Below are 15,263 nucleotides of genomic sequence, written 5' to 3'. Positions count from 1 at the left end.
GTATCATTTATTCTGACCGGGGGCTTACAGCGTTTAAGCACACGGCTGCCAGTGCCGTAAGCAACACGAAAACGGATATCATTTGATAGCGTGATAACAATGAGGCGCAGACCGTCTGCGCTTCGCCAAGCCTGTGAGACTTTTAGACTGTATTAGAGCCGCCGACTATAAGCATAGAACTTGTTCGCTAACCACTTAACACCCGGCACCTTGCTTCCAAGTTTGTAACCACTGCGAAGCAGCGCTATTCTTTTCTTTGTTAAGAACAAAATAAACTCGCTGTCCCGCATTCTGTGCGTATGTAGTGACAAAAGAATGGATTTGTCCATTAGCGACATAGTTTCAAGCGTGTCCCAGGCCACGTCAACACCGTCATCAATTGCATTGGCATTGGACTGATCGTTACCCGAAATGTTCCCGATTTTACGCAGTCGAAAGCCTGCATCCGAAATATATGTGCCGTTAGGCATCAGGGTGTTAAAATCGACGACAATATCAGAGAGTTCGGAATACTTCTGACGTACCGATGGTGACCTAAAGAAGTCTTTATTTGATTTCCAGCCGTTTCTAACCTTCGTCGGATTGCCGTGTGGACAAACGGTTTCAATGGCCTGCCCCGATGCACTTTCGATTAGGCTCTTATAATGTTCGAATTCTTCCGAGGCCAAAGGGAAGTCACCATCACATGAGTCTAATACGTCATAGTGGTAACTGACCTCGTGCCCGAGCTGCGCAATTTTGTTTACAATTTCAGCACTGCCTTCTTCTTGCAATAAGTCGCCTTGAAGATAGTAAGTCGCGCAATGGCCAAGCTCAGTCTCTATTTGTGCAGCTCTTAAAGCCGCTTTAAGGTTAGCTTCGACATCGTGCTTTATCACCAACACATGCAAATCACCTTGTTTGTTCACAAGAGATTTAACGGGTTGGGAATGGATGCCGTTCTGACTGAGTTTTGACAGAATGTTATGATATTGATTGAATGAAATCATAGTTATCTCAAAATATTTTCGTAAAAATATTTCCTTATTTTGTTGGGAGACATGACTTGAATTACGAATCGTAAGGCAACGCCAGGAACCACATAGCGTAAAGAGGTGGTGCCAGACCTGAGGCTGTAAAATTGCAACTTTGTCTCATTCAGCCAGTAGCGCCACCCCCCGCGCCTCATGAAAAGAGCTGGGTTCGTACGGAACCATATGAGTGAATGAGGGGAATTTCTGAGTTCATATCCAGAGGATACAAGGCGTATCCATAGATGATAATCCTCATTATTAAACCAAGGCATATAATTCCCAACGGCTTTAATCGCTTCTACCCGCAGCATAGACGCGGGCTGTGCTATTGGAGATCTTGCCTTTAGATACCTGCGGACATCTGCTGGACTCTCTGGATATGATTTAGTTTTGCCAAAGCTGGTGAGTGTTTCAGTCGTGTTAAATTCAGTTATCCCGCCGCCCACAACAGCCGTGTCAGGGTATTGTTTAATGATAGAGCAGGTCGCTTCAAATCTATGCGGCTTTGACACATCATCCGCGTCTACGATTGCAATCCAATCATGTTCGCAAGCATCAATTGCTGCGGACCTAGAAGGACCATGTCCTTTACACGCGTCGTGGTAAACGCGGGTAACGCTATGCTCTTTTTCAAAGTCATCAATGACGCGCGCGACCTCAGGATGAACAGGTCCGTCAAAGACAGCGATCAGATGGTCAGGTTTTAAACTTTGATTGTGAAATGCAGACTTTAAAGCCGCTTCGACTTCCAGATGATCATTGTTAATATATAGGCACAACATCGCAGCAAATTTTACCGGATGCCCTTCTGGCGCGACTGTCGCGTTCATGCGTAGGGCCCCAGATTGCACCGCAAAAGGTGGCTCGGATAGGCATTTAAAATCTTCTGACTCGGAGGATCCATATATTTGTCTCCAAATCGAGCCGTTAAATAGGTCTCCACATTTGAAGGAACAGGAAGCACAATATCGTTGAATTTTACAAGGCGAGGCTTACCAAGACTTGCCCTTAAAAATGACGTTCTTTTGAATGGGGCTCTGCCGAAAAAATGCCCTACAACCTCTGTTTCACGTCCGTCTAAACAGCTCACAAATCGAAATAGGAATTTTTTTAAAGGGGGAAGATTCGCAATCGATGCGCATCGTATAGCGACTTTCTTTAAGACAGACTTTGTATTGTAACCCCGCTTATGAAGTGCAGAAGCAGACAGCGTTTTAGCACATAGATATTGCAGATAACGCAAAGGCTTAAATGAAAAACTGTTATAGAGACACATTATATCAATATAAATGCCGCAGTGCATTTTCCCTAAATCCTCATACCTTTCCACATACTCTGTATCGTTCAGGCGTAGTTTTGAAAAAAACAAAGGCCATTCAGTCGTATTTTCAGCTTGAAAATAATACTTATCATTATTGAGTTTTTTGGGCGCTAAGCTAAGGAACTTTTTATAATTTTTTCTATCCATAAAAACATCAAAATCATCGTCCCACGGAATGAAACCGCCGTGCCTCATTGCGCCCAGAGCGGTACCGCCCATCAAGTAATATGTAATCTCATTTGATGTACAAAAATCATCAAAGTCTCTAGCGATCATCAAAAGCACATTATGCAGTCCAGCTAGATCCATTTGGTGAGTTTCAGTAGTTTCATCCTCGCACTTATCCATAGTGCTATCCTCAACGTGTTAGTGCGATCGCGACATTATGTGTTGGTTGCGCGGTAAATTGTAATTCCATTTTAAAGCAAGCGCCGTGATTATCCAAGGAAGAGGTTCTCCAACGGAGCCAATAAATGCAATCTTCACAAACAATAATGTAAGCACGAGTATGGTGGTCTTATCCTTTCTACGGATATTCCGGGTGGCATAAAAAACCCAGTAAATAAACGCAGAGGTCCCAACAATGCCAACGTCTAACATCATATTTGATAACAAGCCAGAACCCCGCACGGAAATGTAGTTACCATCCCCATGAATAAGAAAATACCTTAATTGGGTTATGTCTACGCCTGTTGCACGAAGAGCTTCGATAGAGGCAATGGGCCACATTCCGACCCCCGCACCAAAAGGGTTCTGAAAACCGTAGGCGGTAAAGGCATAAGTTGTTAAGAGGCGGTGTCCAGATTCGTTGGCCAGAAAAAAGATAGCGTCGGAGAAAGAACCCGAGCTCGCGAGCGTCTCCAAAAGAACAACAGCACGACCTTCCTCTACATTCACACCAAGGGTCAAACCAATCAAAAGGATAGCCACCACAGCGACTGCATGACTCGGCTTTTTGATCAAAAAAAGCGATACCGCGAATATTCCAAAAGCTAAGGGCTGAACAGCCTTAATAATAGTAAGTAAGAAAACGATACAAAGGATATCAAGAAAAATGCCGAATTTTTCTTTGATGAACACTAGTCTGCACAAGACATAGAGATATACAATCTCCACCCCAGCTCGACTAGGCTCACTAGACAAAAGTGTAACCCCGCGATTGCCCATTTCGGACAATGAGGTGACAGAGGCACGCGGGACAATAAATGATAAAACCCCCTCTAAAAAGCCAAGCAAATTCAAAAATTGTAAAACACCCATGACGATTAGAAAAATTAAAACGTTTTTAACGAGCCGGCAGGATGCCTCGACGGCGTCCTGTCTAAGACTTAGAAAAACAATAAATGCGGCGACGACGTTTAAATATGCCGCGACGCTTCTCAACGAATCTGCGCCTGAAAAATTGGTCGTCGCTACCGCAGCAGAAATTAAAAGCGGAAGAATTAACATTCCGCTTGAGACTAATAACCTAGGCTGAATCAGATGAATTGACGCAATAAAAAATAAAATGGCCCACGGGAATATTTCTGCGGCAAGAACGCCGAAGGTAATAGACGGGAAGAAGCACAGTAACAGAAGGGCATTTCTCACTAACTTCATCGGACTAACCATCGCAAAAGCGTCAACATACGTATGAGGCTAACAAAAAACAATCTTAATAGACCAATATACATACAATTATTAAAGGCATGGGAAAACCCCCATTTTACGGGGTGGCGCGCCCTTATGCTTTATCTACATGGCTGTAAAATCTACCCAGTCCAAAGTCGGGCCATGACCATTTAGGCTGGCTTTACATTGGCTTTCTGGCATAGTGCCCCTATGTGTAAAATCTGATCACGCGGTAGGAAAATTGTCGCGTTATCCACCATGTGGGCGCATGAAAAGGTGTCGAAATGTTCGGTTTATTCAATCGCCGCAAGGCCGCGGCTGCGGTATCAAATACGGTCGCGCCATCAGGCCCAAACAATGCCATTGGGTTTATGATTGGTGATGTCCATGGCTGTTTTGACGCGCTCCAAGAGTTGCTGATGAAAATCGAAGATGAGCGCCGCGCCCATCCAGAGCGTGATGCCGATATAATCTTCCTCGGCGACCTTATGGACCGCGGCCCTGCATCCAAAGAAGTCATTGCCTTTCTCAAAGACTATAATCCCGATTTTGCCAACGTGCATTTCATCATGGGGAACCATGAGGAGGTTATGCTGCAAGTCTTGAGCGGGGACACAGACGCAATGATGTCATGGTTTCAATTTGGTGGGAAGACCTGCGCCCGTAGCTACGGGGTAGAGAGCCTTGGCGCGGTCTTGATGGATCCAGACAGAGTTATATCGGATATTCAGCGCGCTGTGCCGGAGGATCACTTAGAGTTTATACGCGGGTTCAAAGACTATCATATGTTCGGTGACTTCATGTGCGTGCATGCTGGGATAAAGCCTGGTGTTGCCCTTACTGAGCAAAGCGCCGCTGATATGCGTTGGATCAGAAAACGGTTCTTGGATTATAAAAAGCCGCACCCGCATATGATTGTTCACGGACACAGCGTTGTAGAGGCCGCAGAGATATTACCAAACCGAATAGCGGTGGATACCGGCGCATGCCACGGCGGGCCTTTGACGGCCTTGGTCGTGAAAGATACATCACTATCATTTTTGCAAAGCACCGAAACCGCAGCCCCGCCCGCCTAAGGCCTAAGCTATCTACGCTTTGAGGCTGGGACATGTATTAAAACCGGTCTTTATTTGACAAGCTTTGTATCAATCACGGCGCCGAAAGTCCGAAGTGCTATCTTCATATCCAGGATCATACAGACGCGGTTTGCATAAAACGCATCATAGCGGACTTTATTACGCATGGTGATAAAGTTACGGCCATTGACTTGCGCGAGGCCAGTGATACCAGGTTTCACGTCAAAAATCTCGGCATGCTTTGAACGCTGCGCAACAACTTGATCATTGACTAAGAGCGGACGCGGTCCAATGAGGCTCATATCGCCTTTTAAAACACTCCAAAGCTGCGGGAGCTCGTCGAGGCTAGATTTGCGCAAAATGTGCCCAACCTTTGTGACGCATATATCTGTGTCCGTTGCAATCTCGCGCTGCATAACTTTGGAGCCCTGCGTCATTGTACGAAACTTAGGCATTATAAAAGGCTGCCCTTTGTAACCCGTGCGGGCAGACCAGAAAAAGATAGGCCCCTTAGACGTCAAGGCTACAGCCAAGGCTGTTAAAATAAGGATAGGCGAGAGCATCAACAATAAAGTGCCAGATATAACAATATCTTGCGCCCGTTTCACCACAGGGTAATGCGCCTGAAAACGCTGTTTTAATGTTTGTTTCATCATTTGACTCGTGGCCCGCGCCTGTCTGAACCCTAATTAACGGAGGCAGCCTATTGAAACAGCGCGTCTTATTCGTGTTAACGCACGTGCTTGCAGGTCTTCTCGCGCCCGAGCGGCGTCTTTTTCACAGCTGCCGCGCCAGTGCAAGTGTTTTGTTAACCTAGCGGCTAAAATTTTAAGGGCCACCAGCATCACATTCTTCGTGATTACCATCGCTTATATTGTGCCAATAATACATAGATTAGATATCGAATAACCGCATTCAAATTTACGATTATTATTTTAAAAGATCCCAAAGTACATTTGCCTGCTCCATTGGTTTTTCTTGGGGGTTACCAAAAGCGGCAAGCAAAATGGCCCTTACGGCTTATACACTTCAATAGAGCGCTTGATTAAAGCGTTTAAATAGGGTGTGTTCTTTAACGCCCTGTTTTCTGATAAAATGCTGTACCATTCGCCAATAAAAATCGTGTCATTTGCGTTTAGGGGCGGACCTTTATAGCTGTTACCGATAAAGGTGTTAGCAGGTATAACATGGGATAGTTGACCGGCCGCGTTTCGTACCATGATGACTGATGAGAGCTCTAAAGAGGTCATTTCATATTCGTCCTGCAAAACGTCGAGTAAAGGTGATTGATTGGGGGCCGAGATGATTTTTTCAGTTGTGTTTCGCGCCTTAACCTTAATCGATACTGGCGGAATATAGCGCTCGATTTTGACCACAGCATTTTGCAAGTACTCGCGATTATAGAGCCGCTGAATATTGACTGACAGGTCGTCCAGCGACAATCCGCGCACGATTAAGGGCCCAACCAGGTCTAGGTCGGCTTCGCCGTAATCATCGACTGTATAAATTTTGGATAGTTGCGAATGGCCAACGACCGTCACGCGAAATTGATCCCCCGCAATTAAGCTATCACGTTGTGGCGGGATATAGGTTGGGGCGCTAAAATCATCGGCGTTTTCGGTCTGCGGCTGGCTGTTAGGAATGATGCCTTCTTCGCGCATAATATCTTCAAGGCTGACCCAGCCGTCATCGCCGCCGACTTGCGCGAGCGCAGTTTGCGCGCACAGGCCAAGTGCAAGACTTGCCATCACTGCCAAGGGCCGTAATCGCATTAAATCATGCCTGTAAATGTTCTAACCATGCCTTTATGTGCCAAATTCCACTGACAATTGAAACGCAAAAGACGCGAGCAAGAGTAATAAATGCAGCGAGCCTATATTTTGGCGGCCTTAATGGCTGTTTCAATAATGCGGTCTTGTACATCGTTCTCCAGATAAGGGTGCATCGGTAGGCTAATAACGCTGTGTGATGCGTCGTCCGTTCGGGCCAAACCGTTGCCCGCCACGGGGAAATGCGCATAGGCCGTCTGTTTGTGGATTGGCTTGGGATAATAACGTGCCGTTGGGATGCCTGCTTCGCCCATCTGTGCTGCAAAACTGGCGGGGTTTTGTACTTCAATGGTAAACTGCGCCCATGTGCTTTGCCCGCCGTTTTTAACCTTTGGCACGCGCAACACGTGATCCTTTAGGCCGTCAATATAGCGGTCCGCAATGGCTTGACGGGCCTTGATTTCATCATCAAAAATCGCGAGTTTTGCGAGCAGTATCGCAGCCTGCATTGTATCGAGACGGGAGTTAAGACCAACCCGCACATTATCATATTTATCGGTGCCTTTGCCGTGAATGCGAAGGCTGTCAATTTCCGTCATCAAGGCTTCGTCATTGGTTAAAATAGCGCCCCCGTCGCCGTAACACCCCAAAGGTTTGGCTGGGAAAAAAGATGTTGTGGTGATATCCGCCCAATGCAACGGGTGATGTCCATTTAATGTCGCGCCAAATGCTTGGGCGCTATCAGAGATAAGCTTTAAGCTATGCGCGTCAGCAATGGCTTTAATTGCAGGGTAATCAGCGCATTGCCCGAATAAATCCACAGCAATGACGGCGCGCGGACGCAATACGCCGCGTGCTTTTACCTCAGATATGGCCTGTTCAAGGCTTTGGGGGCAAATGTTATAGGTCTCGCGGTCAATATCAATAAAGACAGGTGTTGCCCCGCGAATAGCCACCGCTTCGGCCGTAGCGCAATAGGTAAAGGATGGACAGAAGACTGCGTCGCCCGGGCCAATGCGCCACGCCATTAATGACAAGATTAAGGCATCAGTTCCATTGGCGCAGCCCAGCGCATATTTCGCCATACCAAAATCAGCGAGCGCTGATTCAAATGCACCCACTTCGGGACCCATCACAAACCGGCCATGGTCCAGCACCGTTGCTAATGCTGTATCAATCTCGTCTTTGATGCGCAGGCGTTGAGCCTGTAGATCGATAAATTCCAAACTCATTGTGTATCCTAAGGTGAAACGAGCGCTAATCTGCGCGCAGGCTCGTTCTCATAAAAGCGACACTAACTTTGTTCAAGTGAAAGCCCGGTCATAAAACACCCCGTAACAAGGCGTGATGTCGGGCCTTGCATTTTTGCAGGGCTTCTTTGCAGGGAAATAGACCTGGGTTTACATCTGTCTTGCATCTATTTGTGGGGGTTACGCGTAAATAAAACATATAAAAGGAGACAGATATGTCACTTACGCAAAATGACTATAATTTACCCAGCGACGCAACCATGATGATTTTGGACGATGACGGTGCATTTCGTAACCGCCTCGGTCGGGCCATGGAACAGCGCGGTTTTACCGTCACCCTCGTTGAAACTGTCGGCGAAGCTAAAAACCTTGTTACGTCTAATCCGCCGGCCTTTGCCGTACTGGATATGCGGCTAGAGGATGGTAATGGGCTTGATATTGTCGATATGCTCCACAAAACGCGCGATGATTGCCGCATGGTCTTGCTGACGGGCTATGGCAATTTAGCGACGGCTGTGTCGGCCATTAAACGCGGGGCTGTGGATTATCTCGCCAAACCCGCAGACGCCGATGATGTCTGTAAAGCGCTTCTTGCTGATAAAGGGCAGGCGCCAGAACCGCCAGAAAATCCCATGTCCGCTGATCGCGTTCGTTGGGAACACATTCAACGCGTTTATGAGCTTTGCGGAAAAAATGTATCGGAGACGGCGCGCCGCCTCAATATGCACCGCCGGACATTACAGCGTATTTTAGCGAAACGTGCGCCGCGCTAAACTCTCACAATATTGTGTTAGTTGCCACTTTTTGGCTCAAATGCATAGCCTGCTGAACGCACGGTACGGATAAGGTCTTTACCGCCATTGGATTTAAGCGCTTTGCGCAGCCGTCCAATGTGAACGTCCACCGTGCGGGCTTCGACATAAATATCGCGGCCCCAGACATTATCAAGCAGTTGTTCGCGAGAGAACACGCGGCCTGTGTGGCGCATGAAATGCTCAAGTAGGCGAAACTCTGTTGGGCCGAGATGGATTTCAGTTTCGCCGCGTTTAACGCGAAAGGCGGATACGTCAATTTCTAAATCACCATGACGTATAACCTCTTCAAGCAAGCTAGGCGAGGTCCGGCGGAGTATGGCACGCACGCGGGCCAAAAGCTCTGGCATAGAAAACGGTTTGACCATGTAATCATCAGCCCCATAATCAAGGCCTGATATTTTATCGGTCTCTTCGCCGCGTGCCGTTAGCATAATAATGGGCGTGGCGCGGGTCTCTGGCTTGCGGCGCAGACGACGGCAAACCTCTACACCAGACAGTTTTGGCATCATCCAATCTAGGACAATTAAATCTGGTGTGCGCTCAGACGCGGCAACGAGGCCCATCTCGCCGTCTTCTGCTATGCCGACGTCATAACCCTCTTTTTCAAAATTATATTGTAGAAGCGTCAGAATGGCATCTTCGTCTTCGATAATTAATACATAGGGTTTCACGGCATCTCTTGAAGGGCTAGTCTTCATCCTCTTCTTGACCGTCCAGAACAAGGTCGTCATTTGTCAATGACCGCCCGTGAACGGTGAAGTACACTATCTCGGAAATATTGGTCGCATGGTCGCCAATGCGCTCTAGGTTTTTAGCGATAAACAAAAGGCTGGTACAGGCTTTGATGTTGCGGTGATCTTCCATCATATAGGTCAGAAGTTCCCGAAACAACGACGCATAAAGCGCGTCAACATCTTGGTCATGAAGCCAGACCTGCACAGCTTTATCGGCATTCTCTGTAAACATGGCGTCAAGCGCGTCTTTGACTTGGCGTTTAACCAGCTTGCCCATGCGCGATACACCGCGGGCCAAATCAACAGCCTCAAAGGCGTTGACGTCGAGTGCGCGACGGGCGATGCCTTCGGCCAAATCGCCCATGCGTTCTAAATCATTAGTGGCGCGGATGGTGCCGATAACGCGGCGTAAATCTGTGGCAATTGGATGGCGGAGGGCCAGTAAGCGAAGCGCGTCTGCGTCAATTTCTTCTTGTAGAGTGTTGACCTCTTTATCGCGCAGAATAGTCGCTTTTGCGAGCTCTGAGTCGCGCTTTTTGACAGCGCGTATAGCGCCCCCTATCATATCTTCGACGATTGCGCCCATTTGGGACAGTGAATTGTTTAAAAGATTCAAATCGTTGTCATATGTTGGGTTTATGTGATCAGCGTGCATAGCGTATCTACCTTTATTGGGCCGCTTAGGGCGGTTTCGTGTCTATTCTATTACTGTTTTATGACACATTTATGAAATCAATTCGGCATAGATTGATTTGCTTGATTTTTCTAGCGGTGTTTATTGATCTGGTGCTGTGTCCGTTGCTGCGGGTATAATCGCGGTGAATTGAGTGCCTGTTTTAACGGGATTGTCGCCTGTTTCGGAGGCCTCTTGCACCGTGGTGTCCACCATGCCAAAAATATCCTCTTTGGGCTTGGACAACGTTTTGATATGAAGGCCGCCCCTGTGACGCATGATGATATGTTTCACAATAGCGAGACCTAGACCAGTCCCTTTTTCTCGCGATAGCCGGTCGCCCATGACACGGTAAAACCGCTCGCCAATACGGGGGAGATGATCTTTGGAAAATCCAGGCCCTTCGTCTTTGACTTGCAAGACAACATAGGGGCGCTGTGTATTGGGCGGGGCAATGATGAGACGCGTTTTCGTGCGTTCATTATCATCTGCCCGCAGCGTCAGGCTTTGTGGGCGCCATGTTTCTGACCGTGACAGCCTGACCGAAACAGTCCCGCCTTTTGGGCTCATCTTCACGGCATTGTCGATGATATTGACGCAAAGCTGCACAAGTTCGTCCTCGTGGCCGATGACCCATTGCGGGCTAAGGTCGACGGCGGCCAACGACACGCCGCGCTTTCGCGCCATTGGCGAGATGGTGTCAATGGCACGTTGCGTCGCTTGGGCAAAATCAGCTTTCCCGCTGGGTGCAATATGTTCAACCTGTTCAATTTGGCGTAAAGACAACAAGTCACTGATAAGCCGCTGCATCCGCTCGGCTTGTTCTTGCATAATACCGAGAAATTTATCGCGTGCGATAGGGTCGTCCTTGGCATGGCCGCGTAGGGTTTCAATATAACCCAGTAGCGAGGCTATCGGCGTCTTTAGCTCATGTGAGGCATTGGCCAGAAAGTCCCCTTGCATGACGGCGGCTTTTTCTGATGCGGTCTCGTCGCGAAACACCACAAGAGCATGGCGATATCGTGTGTCGTCAATGCCACTGGGCAGGATTGGGCTGGCAGATATACGCAGATGCAAATCTGTTGGTGTTTCGGAATGATAATGCACAGGATCAACAACGCGCCCCGCGTGGGCATCACTGACCACAGTCTGGATGACCATGGCGCGGGTCACCGTTGTCATGCGTTGGCCCACCTCTATTTTGCCCCATATGTCTTCTGCCGTTTGATTGGCATAGATGATCCGACCAATAGGGTTCACAATCCAGATTCCGTCCAGCAGGCTCTCTGCGATCGCGCGTTCGCCAAACATATTATCATCAGAGGCCGATATGCGGCGGCGCTCGCTTGAGCTTATAAATTCACGCCGAGGCAGGCGTCCATAGAGTTGCACTAAAAATGTAAAGGTGAGGGCGCTTATAATGGCAATGATAAAATGTGTCTCGGTAAACGCCGCCATGACGAGCATAAGCCCAAAACCAATAAGCGCGATAATCGCTCTGTCGGTCGGATCTAACCGTGGTGTCGGCTCATCGACAGGGTGAGGTGATAAAGAGGGCATATTGGATACCTCTTTGTCTGTGTCAATTTCAGGCGGTACTGGCATATAACTTTATTGGGCCTCGTGATGATAAGTCTATCTTATTTACCGCTATAATATGGTTCTGCTCCACGCCCATAGACCATAGATAGCGTCTAGCGCAATAAGGCTATAAGTGCCGCGCGACAATGTCACAAAACCGTCTTTTTTGCGTAACATAATAATAATTGGCTTCTCTGAAAATGTTGTGCGCGGCAGCACCTTACAGATATGGGCCAGTTTTGTTAAACATGACAATAATTTATCATGACCATTGTGCTTATTCATGACTATATAACCGGACGCCCAGATGAGAATAAAACCGTCTCTGTATTATCGTTTTTCGATAATTTTTATTGACATTTATAAAAATAACGGCCTAAGACAGGGAAGGGAGACAGATATGACTAAATTATTTTCGCTCACCGCCAGTGCCATGGTGTTGAGGGCTACAGCCTTAAGTGCTGTGATGTTAACGGGCTGTTCCACGCTCGATTTAAAACCGCAAAAAACCGTTGTCGCTGCGGATGTGCCTGCTGCGCCTATATCGCAGACAGGCGCTTTGCAGTGGAGCGAGGCCGCGCCAGAGGATTTACCGCGCACAGATTGGATTGCAGGCTTTAACGACAACCAGCTTACAGCCCTTGTTGATCAGGCTTTGTCGCAAAATACTGATATCCGCGTGTCAGAGGCCCGCTACCGCGCCGCACTAGCCCGTTTGGGCATTACCCAAGCTGATTTATTGCCATCGGTGACAGCGGGCGGCGGCGTAGGGCGTACTGAAAGTGGCAATGACCTTATTGGTGGGTCTAGCTCTATTTCGGCACGTGTCGATGCTAGCTGGGAATATGACCTTTGGGGCCGTATTCGCGACGGGGTTGACGCAGCTGAACTAGATGTCGCTGCCTCTGATGCTGATTATGCTGGCGCGCGCTTGGCGATTGCCGCACGGGTGACCCAAACATGGTTTGACCTGATTGAGGCGCGTCTTTTGACGGAGCTGTCAGAGCGTGAGGTTGAAACGCAAGAACGCGCATTGCGGCTCACAACGCGCCGTTTTGAAGGCGGCGTGACGGGGTCGTCTGATGTTCGGCTTGCGCGCTCATCACTCGCCAATGCCCAAGCTTTGCAATCTAGCCGTCGCCAACGCTTATCGGCGCTATCGCGTTCGCTCGAAGTCCTGCTCCGCGAATACCCTGACGAAAGCTTAACCGCTGCAGCTGACCTGCCGCCACTTCCGCTACTTAGCGGCGCGGGAACGCCAGCCTTTGTGCTGCGTCATCGCCCGGATTTGCTTGCTGCGGAACGCCGTATGCGTGCGGCAGGGTTGAATGTGGATGTGGCCCGCAAGGCGCTTTTGCCTAGCCTAACGTTGTCGGGCAATATCACTGATAACGCATCTGCCTTAAATAATATCTTTGATATCGACTCACTGGTTGCCAGCCTAACAGCAGGACTGACTGCGCCAATTTTTCAAGGCGGCCGCATCAAAGCCAATATTGAACAACAAGACCAAATTCTGCGCCAGCAACTCGAAGGTTATACGGGCGCTGTACTGACCGCTTACCTAGAGGTAGAAAACGCCCTTGACGCCGAAGACCGGCTTGAGGAACGCGAAGTGGCGTTGCGCACATCGCTTGAAGAAGCGGTAGAAGCCGAACGCCGCTTGGAATTGCGCTACACAGAAGGCCTTGCCAGCATCCTGCAATTACTGGACAGTCAATCACGCCGCCTTAGCGCTGAGAGCCAACTGATCAGTGCGCGTAAAGAGCGTCTTTCTAATCGTGTTCGTCTTCATGTCGCCTTGGGCGGCGGTGATATCACCAATAATGGTAATTTAAGCCCTCAACTGGCTGAAAATGAGGTCAATTTTGCGTCTTTGCAGCCATAGCTGTTATAAAGACCAAGACGTGGGCTTAAATTAAGCGTATGATTTACAGGGACGCCTCTATTCGGGTGTCCCACGCATAAAGGACTGCTCTTATGAGTCAGAACAAAAACTACATCCCCCAAAACAGTGTTGCGGCGCAAGATGCTGTTGGCAGCCCGACGCGAAAGCTTGTCGTGGTTGGAGTTATTTTTGCGATTATCCTTTTTGCTGGGTTATTACTGTTTTTAATGGCAGCCGGTAAATCACCGCCCGAAGCCAAAAAACGCCGTGACCCGTCGCTCGCGATTATGGCGCAGCAAGCCTATTCAGATACCGTTGTCTTGGACGCGTTGGTGCAAGGACAATCGCGCCCTCGGACCGAAGTTGACCTCACGCCGCAAGTGGGCGGCAAAGTTGTTTATGTGTCCGATCAATTTGTGGCAGGCGGTCAATTTAAAACAGGCGATATCTTGTTAAAAATTGAAGAGGCAGATTTTCAAGTCGCCGTGTTACGGGCGCAAGCTGGCATAGCTCGCGCTGAACAGCTTGTCATTCGTGAAAAAGCCGAAGGTGAAATTGCGCGCCAGGATTGGGCGGATTTAGGGCGCGGGGGTGAACCGTCACCGTTGACCCTGCGCAAGCCGCAACTCGCCGAAGCTGAAGCCAATTTATTATCCGCGCAAGCTGATTTAAATAATGCAAAATTACAGCTGTCGCGCGCTACAATTCGCGCGCCGTTCAATGGTCGCATTCGTGAGCGCTTTGCTGATGTTGGTCAATTTGTTGGGCCTGGCACACGGCTGGCCCGCGTGTTTTCAACAGAGGCGGTTGAAATTCCTTTGTCGCTAAATGACGCGGACCTAACCCGCGTTGATATTCCGCTCTCTATGGCTGTCACAGATAGGTCTAAGGCGACGGACGTTATTTTGTCAGCCGTGATCGCGGGCAAAAAACAAATTTGGAATGGTAAAATTGTGCGTACAGACGGAACTTTTGATCCGCAAACACGCACGTTGTCGGCCATTGTCGAAGTGCTAGACCCTTACGGCAAAGGCGCGTCAGAAGACGGCACGCCGCTGCCCCCTGGCTTATTTGTTGATGCTGATATTATTGGCCGCACGCTGGAAAGCGCCATTGTTATTCCGCGCGACGCGCTTCGTCCCGAAGACAAAGTCTATGTTGTCGATGACAAAGGTAAAGCTGAAAGCCGCGACGCAGTGGTGTACGACACCAACGCACAGCGCGCGGTTTTGAAATCAGGTGTGGAGCCCGGCGAATACGTCATTGTCTCGCCGTTAGAAAAATCGCAACTCACGCTATCTTTTAAGGTGCTGGATGCCAATGATCCAACCGTTGTCCTCATAGAGCCGCCTAAACCTGACTGGGTTAAAAAAGCTGAAGCCGAAGAGGCAGCCAAACCGGATGACAAAGAAGAAAAGCGCGGCCTTTTTGGGCGTAAAAAGAAAGACGACACTAAAGTCGATGAAAAAAGTGACAAAAAGCCAGGCGAGGGCACTGCGACATCAGATAATCCGCCAGGTGGAGGGAACTAA

15 protein-coding genes are annotated in these 15,263 nt (G+C 48.7%); 4 read left to right on the top strand and 11 right to left on the bottom strand.

Annotated features, from left to right (window positions below):
- Positions 1-152: 152 nt before the first annotated feature.
- From AB6B37_RS14200 to AB6B37_RS14185, 4 genes are read right to left on the bottom strand one after another with little or no spacing between them, the layout of a single operon-like run.
- On the bottom strand, positions 153-989 hold the full coding sequence (locus AB6B37_RS14200) for a hypothetical protein (protein ID WP_371396492.1): 837 nt from the start codon (positions 987-989) through the stop codon (positions 153-155).
- A 2-nt stretch (positions 990-991) separates the two neighbouring features.
- Positions 992-1,843, bottom strand: a complete 852-nt coding sequence (locus AB6B37_RS14195; RefSeq protein ID WP_371396491.1) for a glycosyltransferase — start codon at positions 1,841-1,843, stop codon at positions 992-994.
- On the bottom strand, positions 1,840-2,682 hold the full coding sequence (locus AB6B37_RS14190) for a phosphorylcholine transferase LicD (RefSeq protein ID WP_371396490.1): 843 nt from the start codon (positions 2,680-2,682) through the stop codon (positions 1,840-1,842). The genes AB6B37_RS14195 and AB6B37_RS14190 overlap by 4 nt, the downstream gene beginning before the upstream one ends.
- 18 nt (positions 2,683-2,700) lie before the next feature.
- The gene (locus AB6B37_RS14185) at positions 2,701-3,933 is read right to left on the bottom strand and encodes a hypothetical protein (protein ID WP_371396489.1); all 1,233 of its coding nucleotides are present in this window, start codon (positions 3,931-3,933) and stop codon (positions 2,701-2,703) included.
- A 296-nt stretch (positions 3,934-4,229) separates the two neighbouring features.
- Between AB6B37_RS14185 and AB6B37_RS14180 the strand changes: the two genes are divergently transcribed.
- On the top strand, positions 4,230-5,021 hold the full coding sequence (locus tag AB6B37_RS14180) for a metallophosphoesterase family protein (RefSeq protein WP_371396488.1): 792 nt from the start codon (positions 4,230-4,232) through the stop codon (positions 5,019-5,021).
- Positions 5,022-5,071: 50 nt separating this feature from the next.
- Here AB6B37_RS14180 and AB6B37_RS14175 read toward each other — a convergent pair whose 3' ends face one another.
- From AB6B37_RS14175 to AB6B37_RS14165, 3 genes are all read right to left on the bottom strand, one after another.
- Positions 5,072-5,677 carry a sugar transferase gene (locus AB6B37_RS14175; protein WP_371396487.1) on the bottom strand — a complete coding sequence of 202 codons (606 nt, stop codon included), beginning with the start codon at positions 5,675-5,677 and terminating at the stop codon, positions 5,072-5,074.
- Positions 5,678-6,034: 357 nt separating this feature from the next.
- Entirely contained in the window at positions 6,035-6,793 is a 759-nt protein-coding gene (locus tag AB6B37_RS14170) for a polysaccharide biosynthesis/export family protein (RefSeq protein ID WP_371396486.1), read from the bottom strand.
- A gap of 101 nt (positions 6,794-6,894) precedes the next feature.
- Entirely contained in the window at positions 6,895-8,022 is a 1,128-nt protein-coding gene (locus AB6B37_RS14165) for a DegT/DnrJ/EryC1/StrS family aminotransferase (protein ID WP_371396485.1), read from the bottom strand.
- 233 nt (positions 8,023-8,255) lie between these two features.
- Between AB6B37_RS14165 and AB6B37_RS14160 the strand changes: the two genes are divergently transcribed.
- Positions 8,256-8,813 (top strand): ActR/PrrA/RegA family redox response regulator transcription factor, encoded by a 558-nt coding sequence (locus tag AB6B37_RS14160; RefSeq protein ID WP_371396484.1) that lies wholly within the window; start codon positions 8,256-8,258, stop codon positions 8,811-8,813.
- A gap of 17 nt (positions 8,814-8,830) precedes the next feature.
- Here AB6B37_RS14160 and phoB read toward each other — a convergent pair whose 3' ends face one another.
- The 4 genes from phoB to AB6B37_RS14140 form a co-directional block, all read right to left on the bottom strand.
- Entirely contained in the window at positions 8,831-9,526 is a 696-nt protein-coding gene (gene phoB / locus AB6B37_RS14155) for a phosphate regulon transcriptional regulator PhoB (protein WP_371396483.1), read from the bottom strand.
- 16 nt (positions 9,527-9,542) lie between these two features.
- On the bottom strand, positions 9,543-10,205 hold the full coding sequence (phoU, locus tag AB6B37_RS14150) for a phosphate signaling complex protein PhoU (protein ID WP_371396482.1): 663 nt from the start codon (positions 10,203-10,205) through the stop codon (positions 9,543-9,545).
- A gap of 159 nt (positions 10,206-10,364) precedes the next feature.
- Complete coding sequence (locus AB6B37_RS14145) at positions 10,365-11,822, bottom strand: ATP-binding protein (protein WP_371396481.1); 1,458 nt, start codon at positions 11,820-11,822, stop codon at positions 10,365-10,367.
- A 90-nt stretch (positions 11,823-11,912) separates the two neighbouring features.
- Positions 11,913-12,098, bottom strand: a complete 186-nt coding sequence (locus AB6B37_RS14140; RefSeq protein WP_371396480.1) for a hypothetical protein — start codon at positions 12,096-12,098, stop codon at positions 11,913-11,915.
- 145 nt (positions 12,099-12,243) lie between these two features.
- On the opposite strand from AB6B37_RS14140, the gene AB6B37_RS14135 reads away from it, so the two are divergent.
- On the top strand, positions 12,244-13,731 hold the full coding sequence (locus AB6B37_RS14135; RefSeq protein WP_371396479.1) for an efflux transporter outer membrane subunit: 1,488 nt from the start codon (positions 12,244-12,246) through the stop codon (positions 13,729-13,731).
- Positions 13,732-13,823: 92 nt separating this feature from the next.
- Complete coding sequence (locus AB6B37_RS14130; RefSeq protein WP_371396478.1) at positions 13,824-15,263, top strand: efflux RND transporter periplasmic adaptor subunit; 1,440 nt, start codon at positions 13,824-13,826, stop codon at positions 15,261-15,263.

Origin of the sequence: Fretibacter rubidus (assembly GCF_041429785.1) — a bacterium.
Taxonomy (GTDB): Bacteria; Pseudomonadota; Alphaproteobacteria; order Caulobacterales; family Maricaulaceae; genus Fretibacter; species Fretibacter rubidus.
This window is presented reverse-complemented; position numbering and strand designations above follow the sequence as displayed.